Annotated in this window: 16 protein-coding genes; 9 read left to right on the top strand and 7 right to left on the bottom strand. The window is 69.2% G+C overall.

Annotated elements, in window-relative coordinates; translation table 11 throughout:
* Positions 1-65 precede the first annotated feature (65 nt).
* From GV790_RS10975 to GV790_RS10965, 3 genes are read left to right on the top strand one after another with little or no spacing between them, the layout of a single operon-like run.
* Entirely contained in the window at positions 66-977 is a 912-nt protein-coding gene (locus GV790_RS10975; protein WP_163813241.1) for an alpha/beta fold hydrolase, read from the top strand.
* On the top strand, positions 974-1882 hold the full coding sequence (locus GV790_RS10970) for a metal-dependent hydrolase (RefSeq protein WP_163813240.1): 909 nt from the start codon (positions 974-976) through the stop codon (positions 1880-1882). The genes GV790_RS10975 and GV790_RS10970 overlap by 4 nt, the downstream gene beginning before the upstream one ends.
* Before the next feature lie 4 nt (positions 1883-1886).
* Entirely contained in the window at positions 1887-2975 is a 1089-nt protein-coding gene (locus tag GV790_RS10965; RefSeq protein ID WP_163813239.1) for a PDR/VanB family oxidoreductase, read from the top strand.
* A gap of 64 nt (positions 2976-3039) precedes the next feature.
* On the opposite strand, the gene GV790_RS10960 is transcribed toward GV790_RS10965, so the two are convergent.
* Complete coding sequence (locus GV790_RS10960; protein ID WP_163813238.1) at positions 3040-3741, bottom strand: enoyl-CoA hydratase/isomerase family protein; 702 nt, start codon at positions 3739-3741, stop codon at positions 3040-3042.
* 26 nt (positions 3742-3767) lie between these two features.
* Positions 3768-4598 carry an SDR family oxidoreductase gene (locus GV790_RS10955; protein ID WP_280212809.1) on the bottom strand — a complete coding sequence of 277 codons (831 nt, stop codon included), beginning with the start codon at positions 4596-4598 and terminating at the stop codon, positions 3768-3770.
* A gap of 231 nt (positions 4599-4829) precedes the next feature.
* On the opposite strand from GV790_RS10955, the gene GV790_RS10950 reads away from it, so the two are divergent.
* Positions 4830-5429, top strand: coding sequence for a TetR/AcrR family transcriptional regulator (locus tag GV790_RS10950; RefSeq protein ID WP_163813236.1), 600 nt, complete (start codon positions 4830-4832; stop codon positions 5427-5429).
* Positions 5430-5515: 86 nt separating this feature from the next.
* Here GV790_RS10950 and GV790_RS10945 read toward each other — a convergent pair whose 3' ends face one another.
* On the bottom strand, positions 5516-6370 hold the full coding sequence (locus GV790_RS10945; protein ID WP_163813235.1) for a helix-turn-helix transcriptional regulator: 855 nt from the start codon (positions 6368-6370) through the stop codon (positions 5516-5518).
* A 226-nt stretch (positions 6371-6596) separates the two neighbouring features.
* Entirely contained in the window at positions 6597-7178 is a 582-nt protein-coding gene (locus GV790_RS10940; protein ID WP_163813234.1) for a hypothetical protein, read from the bottom strand.
* A 191-nt stretch (positions 7179-7369) separates the two neighbouring features.
* Between GV790_RS10940 and GV790_RS10935 the strand changes: the two genes are divergently transcribed.
* Complete coding sequence (locus GV790_RS10935) at positions 7370-8692, top strand: APC family permease (protein WP_163813233.1); 1323 nt, start codon at positions 7370-7372, stop codon at positions 8690-8692.
* 17 nt (positions 8693-8709) lie between these two features.
* Here GV790_RS10935 and GV790_RS10930 read toward each other — a convergent pair whose 3' ends face one another.
* A complete protein-coding gene (locus GV790_RS10930; protein WP_163813232.1) occupies positions 8710-9456 on the bottom strand; it encodes an IclR family transcriptional regulator in 747 nt (248 codons plus the stop codon).
* Positions 9453-10913, bottom strand: coding sequence for an APC family permease (locus tag GV790_RS10925; protein WP_163813231.1), 1461 nt, complete (start codon positions 10911-10913; stop codon positions 9453-9455). Before GV790_RS10925 ends, GV790_RS10930 begins: the two co-directional genes overlap by 4 nt.
* A 248-nt stretch (positions 10914-11161) precedes the next feature.
* Here GV790_RS10925 and eat point away from each other — a divergent pair, with 248 nt between their 5' ends.
* From eat to eutC, 3 genes are read left to right on the top strand one after another with little or no spacing between them, the layout of a single operon-like run.
* A complete protein-coding gene (eat, locus tag GV790_RS10920) occupies positions 11162-12601 on the top strand; it encodes an ethanolamine permease (protein ID WP_163813230.1) in 1440 nt (479 codons plus the stop codon).
* The gene (locus tag GV790_RS10915) at positions 12598-14004 is read left to right on the top strand and encodes an ethanolamine ammonia-lyase subunit EutB (RefSeq protein WP_163813229.1); all 1407 of its coding nucleotides are present in this window, start codon (positions 12598-12600) and stop codon (positions 14002-14004) included. The genes eat and GV790_RS10915 overlap by 4 nt, the downstream gene beginning before the upstream one ends.
* A 15-nt stretch (positions 14005-14019) precedes the next feature.
* Positions 14020-14796, top strand: a complete 777-nt coding sequence (gene eutC / locus GV790_RS10910) for an ethanolamine ammonia-lyase subunit EutC (protein ID WP_163813228.1) — start codon at positions 14020-14022, stop codon at positions 14794-14796.
* Here the strand turns inward: eutC and GV790_RS10905 are convergent.
* A complete protein-coding gene (locus GV790_RS10905; RefSeq protein ID WP_163813227.1) occupies positions 14764-15195 on the bottom strand; it encodes a MarR family transcriptional regulator in 432 nt (143 codons plus the stop codon). The genes eutC and GV790_RS10905 overlap by 33 nt on opposite strands.
* 109 nt (positions 15196-15304) lie before the next feature.
* Here GV790_RS10905 and GV790_RS10900 point away from each other — a divergent pair, with 109 nt between their 5' ends.
* Positions 15305-16378, top strand: coding sequence for a substrate-binding domain-containing protein (locus GV790_RS10900; protein WP_163813226.1), 1074 nt, complete (start codon positions 15305-15307; stop codon positions 16376-16378).
* Positions 16379-16400 lie beyond the last annotated feature (22 nt).

Genomic DNA, 16400 nt, shown 5'->3' with positions numbered 1-16400 from the left:
ACAATTGTGGCATATTTGGAAACGAAGGTCGATTCCCGGCCTGTCGTCATCGGAGCGGAGGAGCGGTGTCCGAACCCGTTGAACTGCGGTTTTCCCTCGATACCGCCGAGCTGGCGGCGCTCGCCTGGGGCGACCCCGGCGATCCAGTGGCCCTGCTGGTGCACGGCTTCCCGGACTCGGCGTGGACCTGGTCCGAGCTCGGTCCCGCCCTGGCCGCGGCCGGCTGGTACGTCGTCGCGCCCTTCACCCGTGGCTACGCGCCCAGCTCGCTCGCCTACGACGACGACTACTCGATCGGCTCGCTGGTCGGCGACATCATCGCCCTGCACCGGGCCCTCGGCGCCGACGAGCGCGCCGTGCTCATCGGCCACGACTGGGGTGGGGCGATCGTGAGCGCGACCTCGAGCAGTCATCCGGAACTGTTCGCCCGCACCGTTGTCATCGGGATTCCGCCGCTGGCGGTCATCGCCGACCTGCTCGATCCCCGCAACATCCGCCGCAACGCTGCGGTGATCGTGCGTCAGTTGCCGCGCAGCTGGTACATGAGCGTGGTCTCGACGCCGTTCTCGGAGTACCTCGGTGGCCCGCTGATCCGGCTGCTCTGGCGTCTGTGGGCGCCGGGCGTCGACCTGTCGGCGACCCGCGAGCTCGGCCTGCGGGCTCTCGGCACCCGGGCGCGCCGCCGAGCGGCGTTCAGCTACTACCGAGCGGTCTGGAACCCGCTGTATCGCCGCACGCGTGGTTTCGAGACCGAACAGCGCGCCGCGTTCACCCCGATGCGGCACCGCACCCTGCTCATCCAGGGCCGCGACGACACCTGCGGGTTGGCGCGCACCAGCGCCCGAGCTCTCGATCATCTGCCCGGCGGAAGCGTCCGCGAGGTCGTTCCGGACGCCGGTCATTTCGCTCATCTGGAACAACCCGAGGCAGTGGCCGCACTCGTCCTCGGTTATCTCGGCAAAGGAGCCGACGCATGAAGAAGCTGCGTTTCCGTAAGTCCAAGCCCGTGATGGACGCCCACGAATTCGGTCCGCTGCGGCTGAGCGCGCGCAACGTCTCCTTCGATCTGAGCCGGACTCCGCTGCACTGGATCCCGGATTACCCGGTCGCCTCGCACATGGTCAGCACCTACCATCTGCTGTTCCCCGAGGTCGAACGCTTCTTCATCGATGCGTTCACCGAAGCTCTGCCGCACATCACCGATCCGACCCTGCGGTCGGATGTGCTCGGTTTCATCGGCCAGGAGACCATGCACGCCAACACCCACGACGAGTCGCTGGCCGACTTCTTCTCCCGCAACGGTATCGATCCCGAGCCGCCGCTGGAACAGGCCCGCTTCCTGCTGCGCCGCCTGCTCGGGCCCCGCGAGTTCACCTCCCACAAGCAGGCCCGCCAGTACCTGAACAACCGTCTCGCGATCACCGCCGCGCTGGAGAACTTCACCGCCTTCCTGGGCCACTTCGTGCTGAACTGCTCGTGGCCGGAGAAGGGCGCCGACCCGAATATGACGGCGCTGTTCACCTGGCACGGCGCCGAGGAGATGGAGCACCGCATGGTCGCCCACGAGGTCGCCGAATACTTCGACCCGCGCTACGTCCGCCGCCTGCGCATGACCCTGGTGACGCTGCCGCTGACCATCTGGATCTCCGCGCGTTTCGTCTGGTACCTGGTGAGTAACGACCCGACCCTGCAGCGCACCCGCCTGCAGACCCTCCGCGACATCCTGCGCGCCTGCCGGGAGGGTGTGCTGCCCTCGGTCGGGACCGTCCTGAAGTCGATGGTCGACTACCTGCGCCCCGGCTACACCCCCGACGGCACCGGCTCGATGGCTCAGGCCCTCGGCTATCTGGCCACGGTCGAGGCCCGCGGAAAGGCGGCCTGACGTCATGGGTTTCCGCACCGCCGACTTCCCGTCGAGTCTGCACCGCCCCGGCCGGCCGGACCGCCTGATGCGGTTCCTGTCGGTGGGATTGAACGGTTTGATGTTCGCCGAGAAGTTCGCCCATCTGCCGCCGGTGCCGAGCGTGGACCACGTCGACTTCCACGAGGTCACCGTGATCGGCCGGGAGATCGTCGCCCTGGACGAGAACGTGGTCGCACTGACCTTCGCAGGCACCGAACCGCTCGGCCGGTGGTCGGCCGGTGCGCACCTGGACGTGAAGCTACCCTCGGGCGCGGTGCGCCAGTACTCGCTGTGCGGGGACGCCAGCGATCATTCGACCTACCGCATCGCCGTGCGCCTGATACCCGACGGTCGCGGCGGATCCGCGGAGGTGCACAGCCTCGCCGTCGGGGACCGCATCGAGGTCAGCAAGCCGCGCAACGCCTTCCCGCTCGCCCTCGGCGGCTACAACCAGGCCCATCCCGCGGTTCGTTTCATCGCGGGCGGTATCGGCATCACGCCGATCCTGCCGATGCTGGCCGCCGCCGACAAGCTCGGTGTCGAGTGGACGATGATCTATGCGGGGCGTAGCCGCGAATCCCTGGCGTTCCTCGACGAACTCGCCCCCTACGGCGACCGGATCACCCTCCACGTCGATGACGAGCAGGGCCTGGCCGGCGCCGAGGAACTGTTGGGTCCCTTGGTCCCCGGTGCCGCCGTCTACACGTGCGGACCCGCTCCCATGCTGGATTCGCTCAGCGCCGCGCTCGCCGAGCACCCGACGGTCGAATTCCACTTCGAGCGCTTCAGCGAAGCGCCCGTGGTCGACGGCAAGCCCTTCGAGTTGCGACTTGCCCGCACCGGCGAGCGGATCACCGTCGACGCCGACACCACGGCCTTGACCGCGCTGCTGGAGAAGCGGCCCGACGCCACCTATTCGTGCAGGCAGGGTTTCTGCCGCTCCTGTGCGGTGCGGGTCCTCGACGGTGCTCCCGAGCACCGTTCGGCCGCGTTGAGCAAGGCCGAGGAGGAAGAGGGTTACTTCCTGCCGTGCGTCTCCCGCGCCGAAGGCACGCTCACCCTCGATCTCTGATCGGCCCGCGCTTCCACCGCAGCTCGGTGCCCCGGCCCCGAAAGGAGCCGGGGCACCGGTGTTTTCAGGAGTCCGTCGACAGTGCCAGGGTGCGCAGCGAGGCGACGACTTCGCGGTACATCCAGGATTTCATCGCGCCGAGCGCCGGGCCGCGAGTGCTCGCCCGCCCGGCCGCGATCTCGATCGCGTGCGGCAGGACCTGCTCGGCGGGGAGCGCGGCGTCCACCAGACCGGCGGCCAGCGCGTCGTCACCGCCGTAGCGGCGGCCGGTCAGGATGGCCTCATGCGCCGCGGCCCCCGGCAGGCGCGCGGTGAGCAGATCGGCCATCCCGCCCGGGATGACCAGCCCGCCCGGCATCCCGAAGCCGAGGCTGATCTCGGGGAGGCAGAAGAAGCCGCGGTCCGCGCGCATCACTCGGGCGTCGTGCGCCGCGGCGAGAATGGCGCCCGCGGCGAAGCAATGGCCGTTGAGCGCGGCCACCGTCGGCACCGGCAGGGTCAGCAGGCGGGCGAACAGCCGTTGGCCGGCCAGCAAATACTCCCCGGCGCCTTCCGTGGCGAAGCGCTCGGGCTCGAACCCGTTGGAGTAGAACTTGCCGGTGCCGGTGGTGACGAGGGCGGCGTCGCCGGAGCTCTGCTCCACCTCGTCGAGGCAGGCGCCGACCGCGGCCATCCAGTCCGGGCTGAAACGGTTCTCGGTATCGGCGACTCCGGGTTCGCCGAGGTCGAGGATGAATACCGAGGCGTCACGGGTGAGGTAGGGCATGGCTCTCCTGTGCTGGTGGGTGGGGATCAGCGGGCCGGATCGACGAAGATGTCGAAGGCCAGGTCACTGCTGGGGCCGTATTCCGACAGGTCGGTGATGCCGTTCTCGGCGAGCACGTCGACGTCGAGGAAGGTCTCACCGGTGGTGGCCGCGGCACGGCCGGCCAGTACCAGCATCGCGGCGTCGGCCACGATCTCGGGCTTGCGCGCGGTGGCCACCGCCTCCTCGCCGCCCAGTAGGTTGCGCACCGCGGCGGTGGCGATCAGGGTCTGCGGCCACAGGCAGTTGGCGGCGATGCCCTCCTTGCGGAACTCCGAAGCGAAACCGAGGGTCAGCAGGGTCATGCCGTACTTGGCCAGCATGTACGGCGGATGCTCGCCGAGCCACTTCTCGGACAGGTTCAGCGGCGGCGACAGCGACAGGATGTGCGGGTTGTCGGACTTGCGCAGGTGCGGCACCGCGGTGCGGGTCAGCAAGAATGTGCCGCGCAGCTGGATCTGCTGCATGAGCTCGAACTTCTTCAGCGACAGCTGCTCGCTGCCGGACAGGTCGATGGCGCTGGCGTTGTTGACGACGATGTCGATGCCGCCGAAGCGGTCCACGGTGGCGTCGACGGCCTCGCGGACCCGTTCCTCGTCGCGGACGTCGCCGACCACGGCGAGGGCCTGCCCGCCGGCCTCCTCGATCTCGGCGGCGGCGGTGTGCACGGTGCCCGGCAGCTTGGGATGCGGCACATCGGTTTTGGCGAGCAGCGCGATATTGGCGCCCTGGCGCGCGGCGGCGATGGCGATCGCCAGTCCGATGCCGCGGCTGCCGCCGGACATCAGCAGGGTGCGTCCCTTCAGGGGATTGTTCACGGGTCTTCCTTCGCTGTTCGGAGGCGATCGGCGGGGTGCGGTGTAGATTTGCTTCTGCATGGTTAACCGGCGTTGATCCCACGGTTGTGGTATTTGATCTGCGATTATGCGGATCACCATCCACGATGGATAACCATGCAGGAGTGCATGGTATCCGAACGGGTCGCGTCACGCTGCTTCGGCGCCCGGGTGGTCGCGCCATCTGCGCGACGCGCTCTCTACAGTCGAGGGATGACGATGACGCCGAGGCAGCCGCAGCAGGAACGTGGTTTCACGACGCGTCGGCGCATCCTGGAGGCGGCCGCGGCGGTACTGGCCGAGCGCGGCTGGTCGGCGACTTCGGTGAGTGATGTCACCAAGCGCGCGGGCGTCACCCGCGGCGCGGTGCAGCACCATTTCACCGATCGCGAGGGCATGCTCGCCGCCGCGATCGCGCACCTGCTCGACATCCGCATCGAGGAATTCCAAGCCGCGGCCGCCGACCTCCCGGCCGGCGCGGGCCGCACCCAGGCGGTGGTGCGCATGCTCGTCGAATATCACCAGGGCGAAGCCTTCGCGGCCACACTGCAACTGTGTGTGGCCGCCGCGGCGGACCCACTGCTGCGCCCGCGGGTGGCCGCGATGGAGGCGGAAATGGGCGCCAAGATCTTCTGGACCGCGGTGGACCTGCTCGGCCTGGACGGACGTGACCGCACGGTCCGCGCCACCATCCAGGCCTTCCTCGACAGCGCCCGCGGCCTCGGCCTCGCCGGGTTCATCGGCGACGACACCGTCCGCCGGGAAGCGGTCACCGCGCGCTGGGCCGAGATGATCGATCAGCTCCTGTTCTGACCGCTACCGAGCGCTGGGGGGTGTGCACGTCTCACCGCAACGGGTAGGTCCGGGGTGCCGCGTGCTGGGCCGGACACCCTTGCCCGCTATCGGACTGCTGCGCCCAGCAGGACGGCCAGCCGCTGCTCGGTCTCGGTGCCGCCCGACGGCGTGTGCAGCAGCAGCCGGTGGTCGGGCAGGTCGGGCAGCAGCAGGGTGGTGTAGTCGAAGACGAGTTCGCCGACCTCCGGGTGGGTGAGCACCTTCGTCCCCGTTGTGGTGTCGCGAACGTCGTGCTCAGCCCAGATCTCGGCGAATTCGGCGCTCACCGAACACATGTCGTTCGCGAGCCGGCCGAACTCCGGGTCGTCCGGATAGCGTGCGGCGTCGGCGCGGAACTGGGCGACGATGGCGCGGGCGGAATCGTGCCAGTGGCACAGCGATGATCGGTAGCGGGTGCTGGTGAAGAAGGTGACCAGGCAATTGTGGTCTTCTTCGCGGTATCCGAAGACCAGCTCGGCCGCGCGGTTGACCGCCACCAGGTTCCAATGCCGGTCCAGCAGGTAGGCCGGGCGCGGCAGCCAGGAGTCGATGAGGCGGCCGAGGCCCTCGGGCACCGGACGGCCCGCAGGGCCCGGCCGCGGCGGGTTGAGCCCGGCCAGTAGGTAGAGATGTTCCCGCTCGGTCGCGTCCAGGCGCAACACCCGTGCGATCGCATCCAGGACCTCGCCGGACACATTGATGTCACGCCCCTGCTCGAGCCAGGTGTACCAGGAGACCCCGACTCCGGCCATGATCGCGACTTCCTCGCGGCGCAATCCGGGGGTACGCCGGCCGCGGGTATCACCGACCGCCAAACCGGCCTCCGCGGGCGTCACCCGGGCTCGCCGGGACCGCAGGAACTCCTTCATCTCGGCACTGCGACGAGCCCGAGCCTCGGCGGGCAGCTTGGTCGATCTCATGCCGACGATCGTATGCACCGCCCGGTCCGTGCTGTCGACCGTCCGGTGTGCCGCCAACCGTCGTATCTCGCCCCGGACGACTCCCCGGTGATCATCTGGTGCAAGTGTGGGAGACCGGGAAGCCTGCGGGCCGGCCCGAAATACCGTCGACGGCGCGGGCGTGCTCGGCTCCGGGCATCCCGTCTGTGGGACTGGCCGAGGCGCTGACTACCAGACGCGAGGCCCTTCACCGCGCCCGCTGATCGCGGAACCAGTCGTCGATGAGACCGGAAGCGCCTTCCGGCGTGGGATCGTTCTTGATCATGGCGCTGATGCGCTGGGCTTGTGCGGTTGTGGGCAAGAACCCGACCAAGAGCGCAGGAAGAAGGAGTCGGCGGGCCACGAGTTCCTGCGCCGATGTCACGTGAGGTCTGCGGATTACCGAAACGTTGACGCGGATCGCGTGTTCGTTGCCCGGTGGGACGCCGGGCCGGTCGGATTCTCGTGCGGCGTAACGGAAACCATGCGCGAGGTTGCAGGGGGAGCAGTCGATCGGACCGCGGCTGAGGCGGCCACCGCAGTCGCCGCAGACGATCCGGTCGAGCGCGCCATCGACGATTCGCCAGTCGTGCTGGTCGGGTTCGGCGGCTATCAACCGGGCAACGTCCAGTTCAGTGTCATCTCGCCACTGATAGACGAAGCCCTGCCACTCCTCCTCGACCAGGGCGTCGACGAGGAACCGACATCGACGGCAATCGGGTGCGCCACCGTACTCATAACCGCCACACTCGACGCATCGCATCAGGGCGGCACCGACCTCCGGTCTCACCCACATCATTGTCGTGCCGACTCCGCGATCAGCGCCAGCGAATTGCTCGCGCCACACACTGGTTGCTCCAGCCGGGCATCTCGAGCGCTGACAACGCATTCACCAGGGCAGATGAGACGATCCGCAAGCCGGTCCGGGGGCCGCCGTTCTCATCGACGCTTGCCGAGAGAACGCGCGGGTATGTGTCTCCCATGGCGGTCATGCTGAAACGGGCGGTAACCACCCCGCTGCTGTACTTCTTCATCCTGGGCGACGTCCTCGGTGCCGGGGTGTACGTGCTGGTCGGCACTATCGCACGCGAGTCGGGTGGGGCGGTGTGGCTTCCGCTGCTGATCGCGCTCGGGCTGGCGACGCTCACCGCCGGTTCGTATGCCGAGATGGCCACGAAGTATCCGCGGGCAGGCGGCTCGGCACACTATGTCACCAGAGCGTTCGGTCCCGCGGCGGGATCGTTCATCGGCTTCTGCATGCTGGCCGCGGGGATTGTCTCGGTGGCGGCGTTGGCCCGAGGCTTCGCCGGTGACTATCTGCGGGCACTGGTGTCGCTGCCGACGTTGCTTGTGGTGGTGATCTTCCTGGTCGCGCTGGCCGCGCTCAATATCCGTGGGATCAAGGAATCCCTCGGCGCCAACGTCGTCGCCACCGCGATCGAGCTGTCCGGGCTACTGCTGATCATCGGCCTCGGTGTGTGGGTGATGCTGCGCGGTGACGCCGACCCGGCCCGGCTCGCGCAGGTGGGCACCCCCGGCCACGGAGCGGCCGCGGCGGTACTGGCCGGAGCGGTGCTGGCCTTCTACTCGTTCGTCGGGTTCGAGACCTCGGTGAACCTGGCCGAGGAGGTCAAGGATCCGCGGCGTTCGTATCCCATGGCGTTGTTCGGCGCGCTGCTCACCGCCGGCGTGGTGTACGCGCTGATCGGTGTGGTCGCCAGTGCGTGTGTGCCCACCGAGCAGTTGGCGGGCTCCAGTGGACCGCTGCTCGAGGTCGTCCGAGTCGCGGGGTGGGTGCCGGACTGGTTGTTCAGTGTCGTCGCACTGGTGGCGGTGGCCAACGGTGCGTTGCTCACCGGCATCATGTCGTCGCGGTTGGCGTACGGCATGGCAGGTGACGGACTCCTGCCGCCGGTCCTGGCTCGGATCTCCCCGCGTACACGCACGCCGTGGGTGGCGATCGCGGCGACGTCGTCGGTGTCGCTGGTGTTGGCGCTGACCGGTGAAATCGATTCATTGGCAGCGACATTGGTGCTGTTGCTGCTGTTCGTCTTCGCCGCCGTCAACGCGGCGGTGCCGGCACTGCGCCGGGACGCGGGCGAGCCCGGGCATTTCCGCATCCCCACCGTCGTTCCCTGGCTCGGCTTGGCCTCGTGCCTTTTCCTGTTCACCCGAATCGAGGGCGAGGTCTGGGCGCGCGGTCTGCTGCTGCTCGCGCTCGGTGCGGCACTGGCCGTCGCGAACGCTATCCGCGCTCGCCGGCGCGGCGCGATGCAGCCGAGTCGTGTCGCGGGCGGCGAGTGATCAGCCTGAACCGTCGCTCAATACAGCAGCGGCCCCAGGGATTTCGCACACCTGGCGGCGGCATCGACGTGGGCTTGGATCACCTGGGCGCGGGCCGACGTCCCCGCCAGGCACAGGGCGCCGCGCACCACCCCCTCCGCGTCCCTGATCGGCAGCGCGGCGCAGCTCAGTGCGGGCTCCAGTTCGTCGATCTGGGTGGCGACGCCGTCGCGGCGCACCGCCTCCAGGTGGGCGCGCAGGGCAGCGTGGTCGGTCACCGTGGCGGGTGTGAGGCGGGGGAGCCGGGAGGGGAGCGCGTCGAGGGCCTCGGGGTCGTGCGCGAGCAGCACCTTGCCGGCTGCCGAGGCGTGCGGATACCGGACGAGTTCTCGCTCGGCCCGCACCGGATGATCCGGGTCGGCATCGATGACGTGCACGGCGCCTGCCCGGAACCCCATCACGTGCACCCCGAAGCGCACCGACGAGCGCAACTCCTCGATCGCCGAACGGGCGGCGAACGGCATGATCGGGCGCGCGGCCGCGGTGATCAATCCGTCCAGCCGCGCACCGAGCCCGAAGCCGCGCAGATCGGAGGTGCGCACCAGATACTCCTCGGCGACCAGGGCGTTGAGCAGCCGGTAGGCCGTGGCCGCGGGCATGTGCAGCGCCGCGGCGATCTCCTTGGCCGTCACGCCGAGTCCGAGAGTGGCGACCACCTCGAGGATGCGCAGCGAATTGGAGACGGTACTCGGGTGATGCCGGGAGGGATCGCGCAGCGGACTCATCGGAACGTGGCCGCCCGTGCGAGGTCGGAGCGCTGGGTCTCGTCGTAGATGCCGACCGCGGCCAGCCGCGCGGGCCGGACGACGGCCAGATAGCCGGTGTAGAGCACCGCGGCCGCCATGATGAGCCCGTAGACCAGGATCACCCGGTTGCCGTCGCGCACCGTCGAGATCGCCGCATTGCCGGCGAGGAACAACAGCAGCGTCGCGGTGAGCCCACCGAGCACCCACAATCGCGCACTGTTCTCCCCGATGCGCCGCAACAGCACCGGCGCCGAGAGGCAGACCGCGAAATAGCTCCCCAGATATCCGCACGCACTCAGGGTGAGGAAGGCGCGCAGGCCGTCCTCCGGCGTCGCACCCACGGCCAGCACCACCACCGGCACCACCGCGACCACCGCGAGCGCGGCCAACGCGGCGTGCGAGGGCGTGCGGAACCGCGGATGCACGTGACCGAACGTGCGCGGCGCGACCCCCTCCCGGCCCATGCAGAACAGCACCCGCACCAGCGCGTTCATCGAGGCCAGCGTGCAGGCGAAAAAGGAGGCGGCGATGCCGAGATCCAGGAACGCGGCCAGTGCGCGGGAACCATCGGCGAGGAGCAGTTCGACCAACGGTGTGGAGCTGCCCGAGGCAGGCGCATGCCGCAGCGCGATGGCCAGGATCGGCACCGCGGTCAGATAGATCGCCGCCGACAGCGCGGGCGTCCACGCCACCGCGCGCGGGATCGACCGAAACGGTTGCTGCGCTTCGCCGCTGAGCGTCGTGGAGCTCTCGAACCCGACGAACGCGCTCACCGCCACCACCACACCGACCGCGAGCAGTTGGAGATCACCGTCGAAGGTGAACGCCGAACGCACCGGTTCGCCGGTGTGCTGCCGCGTCAGCAACACCAACAGCACCGCGGCGACGATCACGATCGACACACACTCCACTCCCAGCGTCGTCCACGCCGACATCCGGATGCCACGAATGAGGACCAGCCCGACGGCCAGCGCCGCCACCACCGCGACCGCCCCCACGGTCACGGCGGGCGTCCCGCGCGCCGGCCCCACACTCGCCGCCACATGCGCGAGATAGGCGCCCACCGCGATCAGGCCCGCGATGGACACCGCCCCGTAACCGACGATCGCCGACCACCCGGTCGGCACCGCGGCTTTCGGCCCGAGCCCCCGGGCGACATAGGTGTAGAGCCCGCCCACCGACGCCATGCGCTGCGCCATCGGCCGAATGCAGGCCGCGACCAGCACGGTCAGCACCGCCGCGCACACGAACGCGATCAGCGCGCCACCGCCGCCCGCCGTCGCGAGCACCAGCGCGGGCGTGACCCCCGCGGTGCCTGCGGGCGCCACCGCTGCCACCGATTGGGCCAGTACGGGCGCGAACGGCAATCGCCGCCGGTCCAGTCCGCGCACCGGCGACTTCTCGGCGATCAGGTGCCGACCCTGCCCCTCGGGCATCGCGCTCCGTCCTGTCTGCACGACGCCGCGGGCCGGCGCCGTAACGACGATTATCACAAGCGCGCAGGATGAATGTTTCCGCCGTGTTACGCGGGGTGGGAATTTCCGGCGCACGATTTCTCACAACAGATTCGACAAACGTAGGCAGCGCGTCATATCCGCTCAGTACGTTGTGCCGACACGAGCATTTCCGGGTTGTGCCCGCGATTGCTCGCAGCCGAATATCCGATGTCCGTATGGAGCCGCAGATGTCTGTTCTCGACGCCGACAAATCCCGGGATCAGGGGAGTGAATCGCACGAGGAATCCAGCGATTACCTGGCCAGACGCCAGCTGAAGCGCGGCAGCGCCGGCTGGCTGCTGCTGGCCGGGCTCGGTGTGAGTTATGTGATCTCCGGCGACTATTCCGGCTGGAACTTCGGCCTGGAACAGGGCGGTTTCGGTGGGCTGGCGATCGCCGCGGTGATCATCGCCGCCATGTATCTGGCGATGGTGCTCGGAATGGCCGAGATGAGTTCGGCGCTGCCCGCCGCGGGCGGTGGATATACCTTCGCCCGGCGCGCGCTCGGTCCGTGGGGTGGATTCGCCACCGGAACGGCCATTCTCATCGAATACGCCATCGCGCCCGCCGCGATCGCCACCTTCATCGGCGCCTACGTGGAATCGCTCGGACTGTTCGGCATCCAGGACGGCTGGTGGGTGTATCTGGCTGTCTACGCGGTGTTCATCGGCATCCACCTCAGCGGTGTGGGCGAGGCGCTGAAGGTGATGTTCGTGATCACCGCCGTCGCACTGGTCGGGCTGATCGTGTTCGTCGTCGCCGCGATCGGGCACTTCGATGTGGCCAACCTGACCGACATTCCGGTCAGCGACGCCGCGGGCGCCTCCAGCGTGCTGCCGCACGGCTACCTCGGCATCTGGGCGGCGATCCCGTTCGCGATCTGGTTCTTCCTCGCGGTGGAGGGGGTTCCGCTGGCGGCCGAGGAGACGAGGAATCCCGAGCGCAATGTTCCGCGCGGTATCGTCGCGGCGATGGGTGTGCTGCTGGTGACCTGCGCCCTCGTGCTGGTGCTCACCACCGGCGCGGGTGGAGCCGAGGCCATGCAGTCCTCGGGCAACCCGCTGGTGGAGGCGCTCGGCGACAGCGGCGCGGCCACGGTCGTGAACTACATCGGTCTGGCCGGCCTGATCGCCAGCTTCTTCTCCATCATCTACGCCTACTCCCGCCAGCTGTTCGCGCTCTCGCGGGCAGGTTATCTGCCGAAGTCGTTGTCGGTCACCAACTCTCGCAAGGCGCCGGTACTCGCGCTGATCGTGCCCGGCGCGATCGGGTTCGGGCTCACCTTCACCGGTCAGGGCGCGACGCTGCTGAATATGGCGGTGTTCGGCGCCGCGCTCAGCTATGTGTTGATGATGACCAGCCACATCGTGCTGCGCCGCCGCGAGCCGGGGATGCCGCGGCCCTACCGCACCCCGGGTGGCATCGCCACCACCGGTTTCGCGCTGGTTGTCGCCGCGTTCGCGGTCGTGGCCACCTTCCTGGTCGATACCAAGGCCGCGCTGTGCTGCCTGGCGGTGTTCGCCGCCTTCCTGGCCTACTTCGGCCTCTACAGCCGCCACCGGCTGGTCGCGAACTCGCCCGATGAGGAGTTCGCCGTGCTGGCCCGCGCCGAGGAGGAACTCGAATGACCTATCACCAGAGCGTGTCCGGCCGGAATTTCAGTTTCGGCTCGCTGGTGGAGGTGCTGGCCAAGGCCACCCCGCTGCGCTCGGGCGACCAGCTCGCCGGCTGCGCGGCCGAGTCCGACGCCGAGCGCGCCGCCGCCTGCTGGGTGCTGGCCGACCTGCCGCTGACCACCTTCCTCGACGAGCAGGTGGTGCCCTACGAAACCGACGACGTGACCCGGCTGATCGTCGACGGCCACGACCGGACGGCCTTCGCCCCGATCGCGCACCTCACCGTCGGCGGCTTCCGGGATTGGCTGCTGGCCACCGCGGCCACGCCCGATGCCGCGGCGACCCTGTCCGGGATCGCCGCGGGCCTGACCCCGGAAATGGTCGCGGCGGTCTCGAAGATCATGCGCAACCAGGACCTGATCGCGGTGGCCAAGGCGATCACCGTGACCTCGGCGTTCCGCACCACGATCGGTCTGCCCGGCCGGATTGCCACGCGCCTGCAACCGAACCATCCCACCGACGATCCGCGCGGCATCGCCGCCGCCACCCTCGACGGGCTGCTGATGGGCTGCGGCGACGCCGTCATCGGCATCAACCCGGCCACCGATTCACCAAGGGCGACAGCGGATCTGCTGTATCTGCTCGACGACGTGCGCACCCGCTTCGACATTCCGATGCAGTCCTGTGTGCTCTCCCACGTGACCACGACGATGGAACTCATCGACAAGAACGTCCCCGTCGATCTGGTATTCCAGTCCATCGCGGGCACCGAGGGCGCCAACGCGAGCTTCGGCGTCACGCTGCCGCTGCTGGCCGAGGCGAACGACGCGGCCCGTGCGCTGGGGCGGGGGACGGCCGGGAACAACGTGATGTATCTGGAAACCGGTCAGGGCTCGGCGCTGTCGGCGGGAGCCCACCTGGGCACCGGCGGGCGACCGGTGGATCAGCAGACGCTGGAGGCGCGGGCCTACGCGGTGGCGCGGGCCCTGGACCCGCTGCTGGTGAACACCGTCGTCGGCTTCATCGGACCCGAATACCTCTACGACGGCAAGCAGATCATCCGTGCCGGGCTCGAGGATCATTTCTGCGGCAAATTGCTCGGATTGCCGATGGGCGTGGACGTCTGCTACACCAACCACGCCGAGGCCGACCAGGACGATATGGACACTCTGCTCACCCTGCTCGGCGTGGCGGGAGCGGCGTTCGTGATCGCGGTGCCCGGCGCCGACGACGTCATGCTCGGCTATCAGAGCCTGTCTTTTCACGACGCGCTGTATGTGCGTCAGGTGCTGGGGCTGCGGGCCGCACCCGAGTTCGAGGCCTGGCTGCACGGGCTCGGGATGGCCGACGAATCGGGCCGGATCCTGCCGGTGGACGCCGCCGCGTCACCGCTGCTCGCCCTGACCGCTCGCTGACCAGGAGGATTGCCCGTGGAGATCGACAACGCCGCCGATTCCCCGCCCGACGTGTGGGCGCCGTTGCGCCGCACCACCCAGGCCAGGATCGGGCTCGGCCGCGCCGGCAGCGCGCTGCCCACCCAGCGGGTGCTGGAGTTTCGTGCCGCGCACGCCGCCGCCCGTGATGCGGTGCATCTGCCGTTCGATGCCGAGGTGCTCGGCGAGCGGATCGCGGGTCTGGGGCTCGGCGCGCCGGCGGTCGTGCGCAGCAAGGCGAGCGACCGCGGTGAGTACCTGCGCCGCCCCGATCTCGGCCGCGCCCCGGCCGACCTGTCACCGCTGTCGCAGACCGGTGCCGACATCGGCTTCGTGCTGGCCGACGGGTTGTCGCCGCGCGCACTCGACGACCACGGCCCCGGCCTGCTCGCGGCGCTGGCCGAGGAATTGCGCCCGCACTACAGCCTCGCCCTGCCGGTGCTCGCCGTGCAGGCCCGGGTCGCGCTGGGCGACCATATCGGCGCCGCGCTCGGCGTGCGCACGCTGATCATGCTCATCGGTGAACGCCCCGGTCTCTCGGTCGCCGACAGCCTCGGCATCTATCTCACCCACCTGCCCCGGCCCGGCCGCACCGACGCCGACCGCAACTGCGTCTCCAATATCCACCCGCCCGAAGGCCTCGGCTACCGCCGCGCGGCGGCCATCACCGCGGGCCTGGTCGCGGGCGCCCGCGCGCTCGGCCGCTCCGGCGTCGCCCTCAAAGACACCTCGGGCGACGCGCTAGCGGGTACCGAATCCGTGGCGCTGGAGTGAGGTGAGCAGCAGGTTGCCGTCGTTCGCGGCGGTCCACTCGCGTTCGGCGGCCCGGATCACGGGGTCGAGCTTCTGATGCAGCTCCGCGCCGCGTTTGGTGAGGTGCAGGCGTACCCGCCGCCGGTCCGCGGCGTCGACCTCCCGGAACAGCAGCGCCCTCGACACCAGGCGATCGGTGACCCGGGAGAGCGTGGGCGCGGAGGTCAGGGTGCGGTGGCGCAGTTCGGTCATCGTGAGTTCGGGCTCGGTGGCCAGCGTGGCGATGACCAGCCAGTCGTCGATACCGAGTCCGGTGTCGGAGAGGTGCCCTTCGACGGCGGCGGTCAGTTCGCGGGTGGTGGTGAGGAGCAGCGTCGTCAGCGAAGGCTCGCTGTCGGTCGTTGCGACGTGGTGCTCCATCGAATCCTCTCGAACCGTTGCGGCCGGGTCGATCGACCTGAATACTTTCACTTGAAATGATATCAGCCTCGATCGGGACAGCACGCCTGTCGGTCTGCGGGAGAAGTCGATGACCGGCGGACCGGTGCTCGGGCGCGCCCGCGCCGATGTCTGGCGGCTGGCCCTGGTGATTCCGCTGCAAGGGCCGGCGGGGTTGTTCGGCGCTTCCTGCGAGGCGGTCGGCGAACTACTCGCCCACGATCTGAATGCCGGCGGTGGGGTCCTCGGCCGCGAAGTGGAGCTCGAGATCGTCGACGGTGGTGCGGCGCCGGAGCGGGTGGCCGCGGAGGTCGCCCGGCTGGCCGATGCCGGCCATATCGACGCGGTGAGCGGATGGCACATTTCGTCGGTGCGCAATGCGCTGGCTCCGGTACTGGCCGGGCGGATACCCTATGCGTACAGCTCGCTGTACGAGGGCGGGGAGACCCGGCCCGGTGTGTATTGCTGCGGCGAGACGCCGCGTCAGCAGATCGCGCCGGCGCTGCGATGGCTGCGTGACCATACCGGCACCCGGAAATGGTTCGTGGTGGGCGACGATTACGTGTGGCCGCAGCAATCGCTGAGTGCGGTGCGGCACTTCGCGAGTGAGCTCGGGCTGGATCTCGTCGGGGGCGCGTTCGTGAAGCTCGGGGGCGGCAATATGCGCACGGTGGTCGAGCGGGTCGCGCGTTCGGGCTGTGAGTCGGTGCTCATGCTGCTGGTCGGCCAGGACGCCGTGCAGTTCAATCGAGCCTTCGCGCGGCGGGGCCTGCAGGACTCGATCTTGCGATTCAGCCCGCTGATGGACGAGAACATGCTGCTGGCCAGCGGTGCGGACGCGACTCGCGGGCTCGTGGTGGCCTCGGGCTATTTCCGTTCGCTGACCGACGGCAATGCGATGGAGCTGGTGCGCGGATACACCGGATTGCACGGCGCGGTCGCTCCCGCCATCGGCGCGGCAGCCGAATCCTGTTATGAGGGAGGGCAATTGCTGGCGGCGATGGCTCGGCGATCGGGACGGTTCGACGATCCCGACCCCGTCCCCCACGGCATCGCCTTCGAGGGGCCGCGGGGGACGGTCGAGTTCCACGGGAACGAGGCCCGTCAGCGGATCCACCTGGCCGTGGCGAACGGTTTCGATTTCGACATCGTGACCTGCCTCTGATCGGCGTGCCGGGAGTATCCGG

The sequence above is a fragment of the Nocardia cyriacigeorgica genome, from assembly GCF_010858045.1.
Lineage (GTDB): Bacteria > Actinomycetota > Actinomycetes > Mycobacteriales > Mycobacteriaceae > Nocardia > Nocardia cyriacigeorgica_E.
This window is presented reverse-complemented; position numbering and strand designations above follow the sequence as displayed.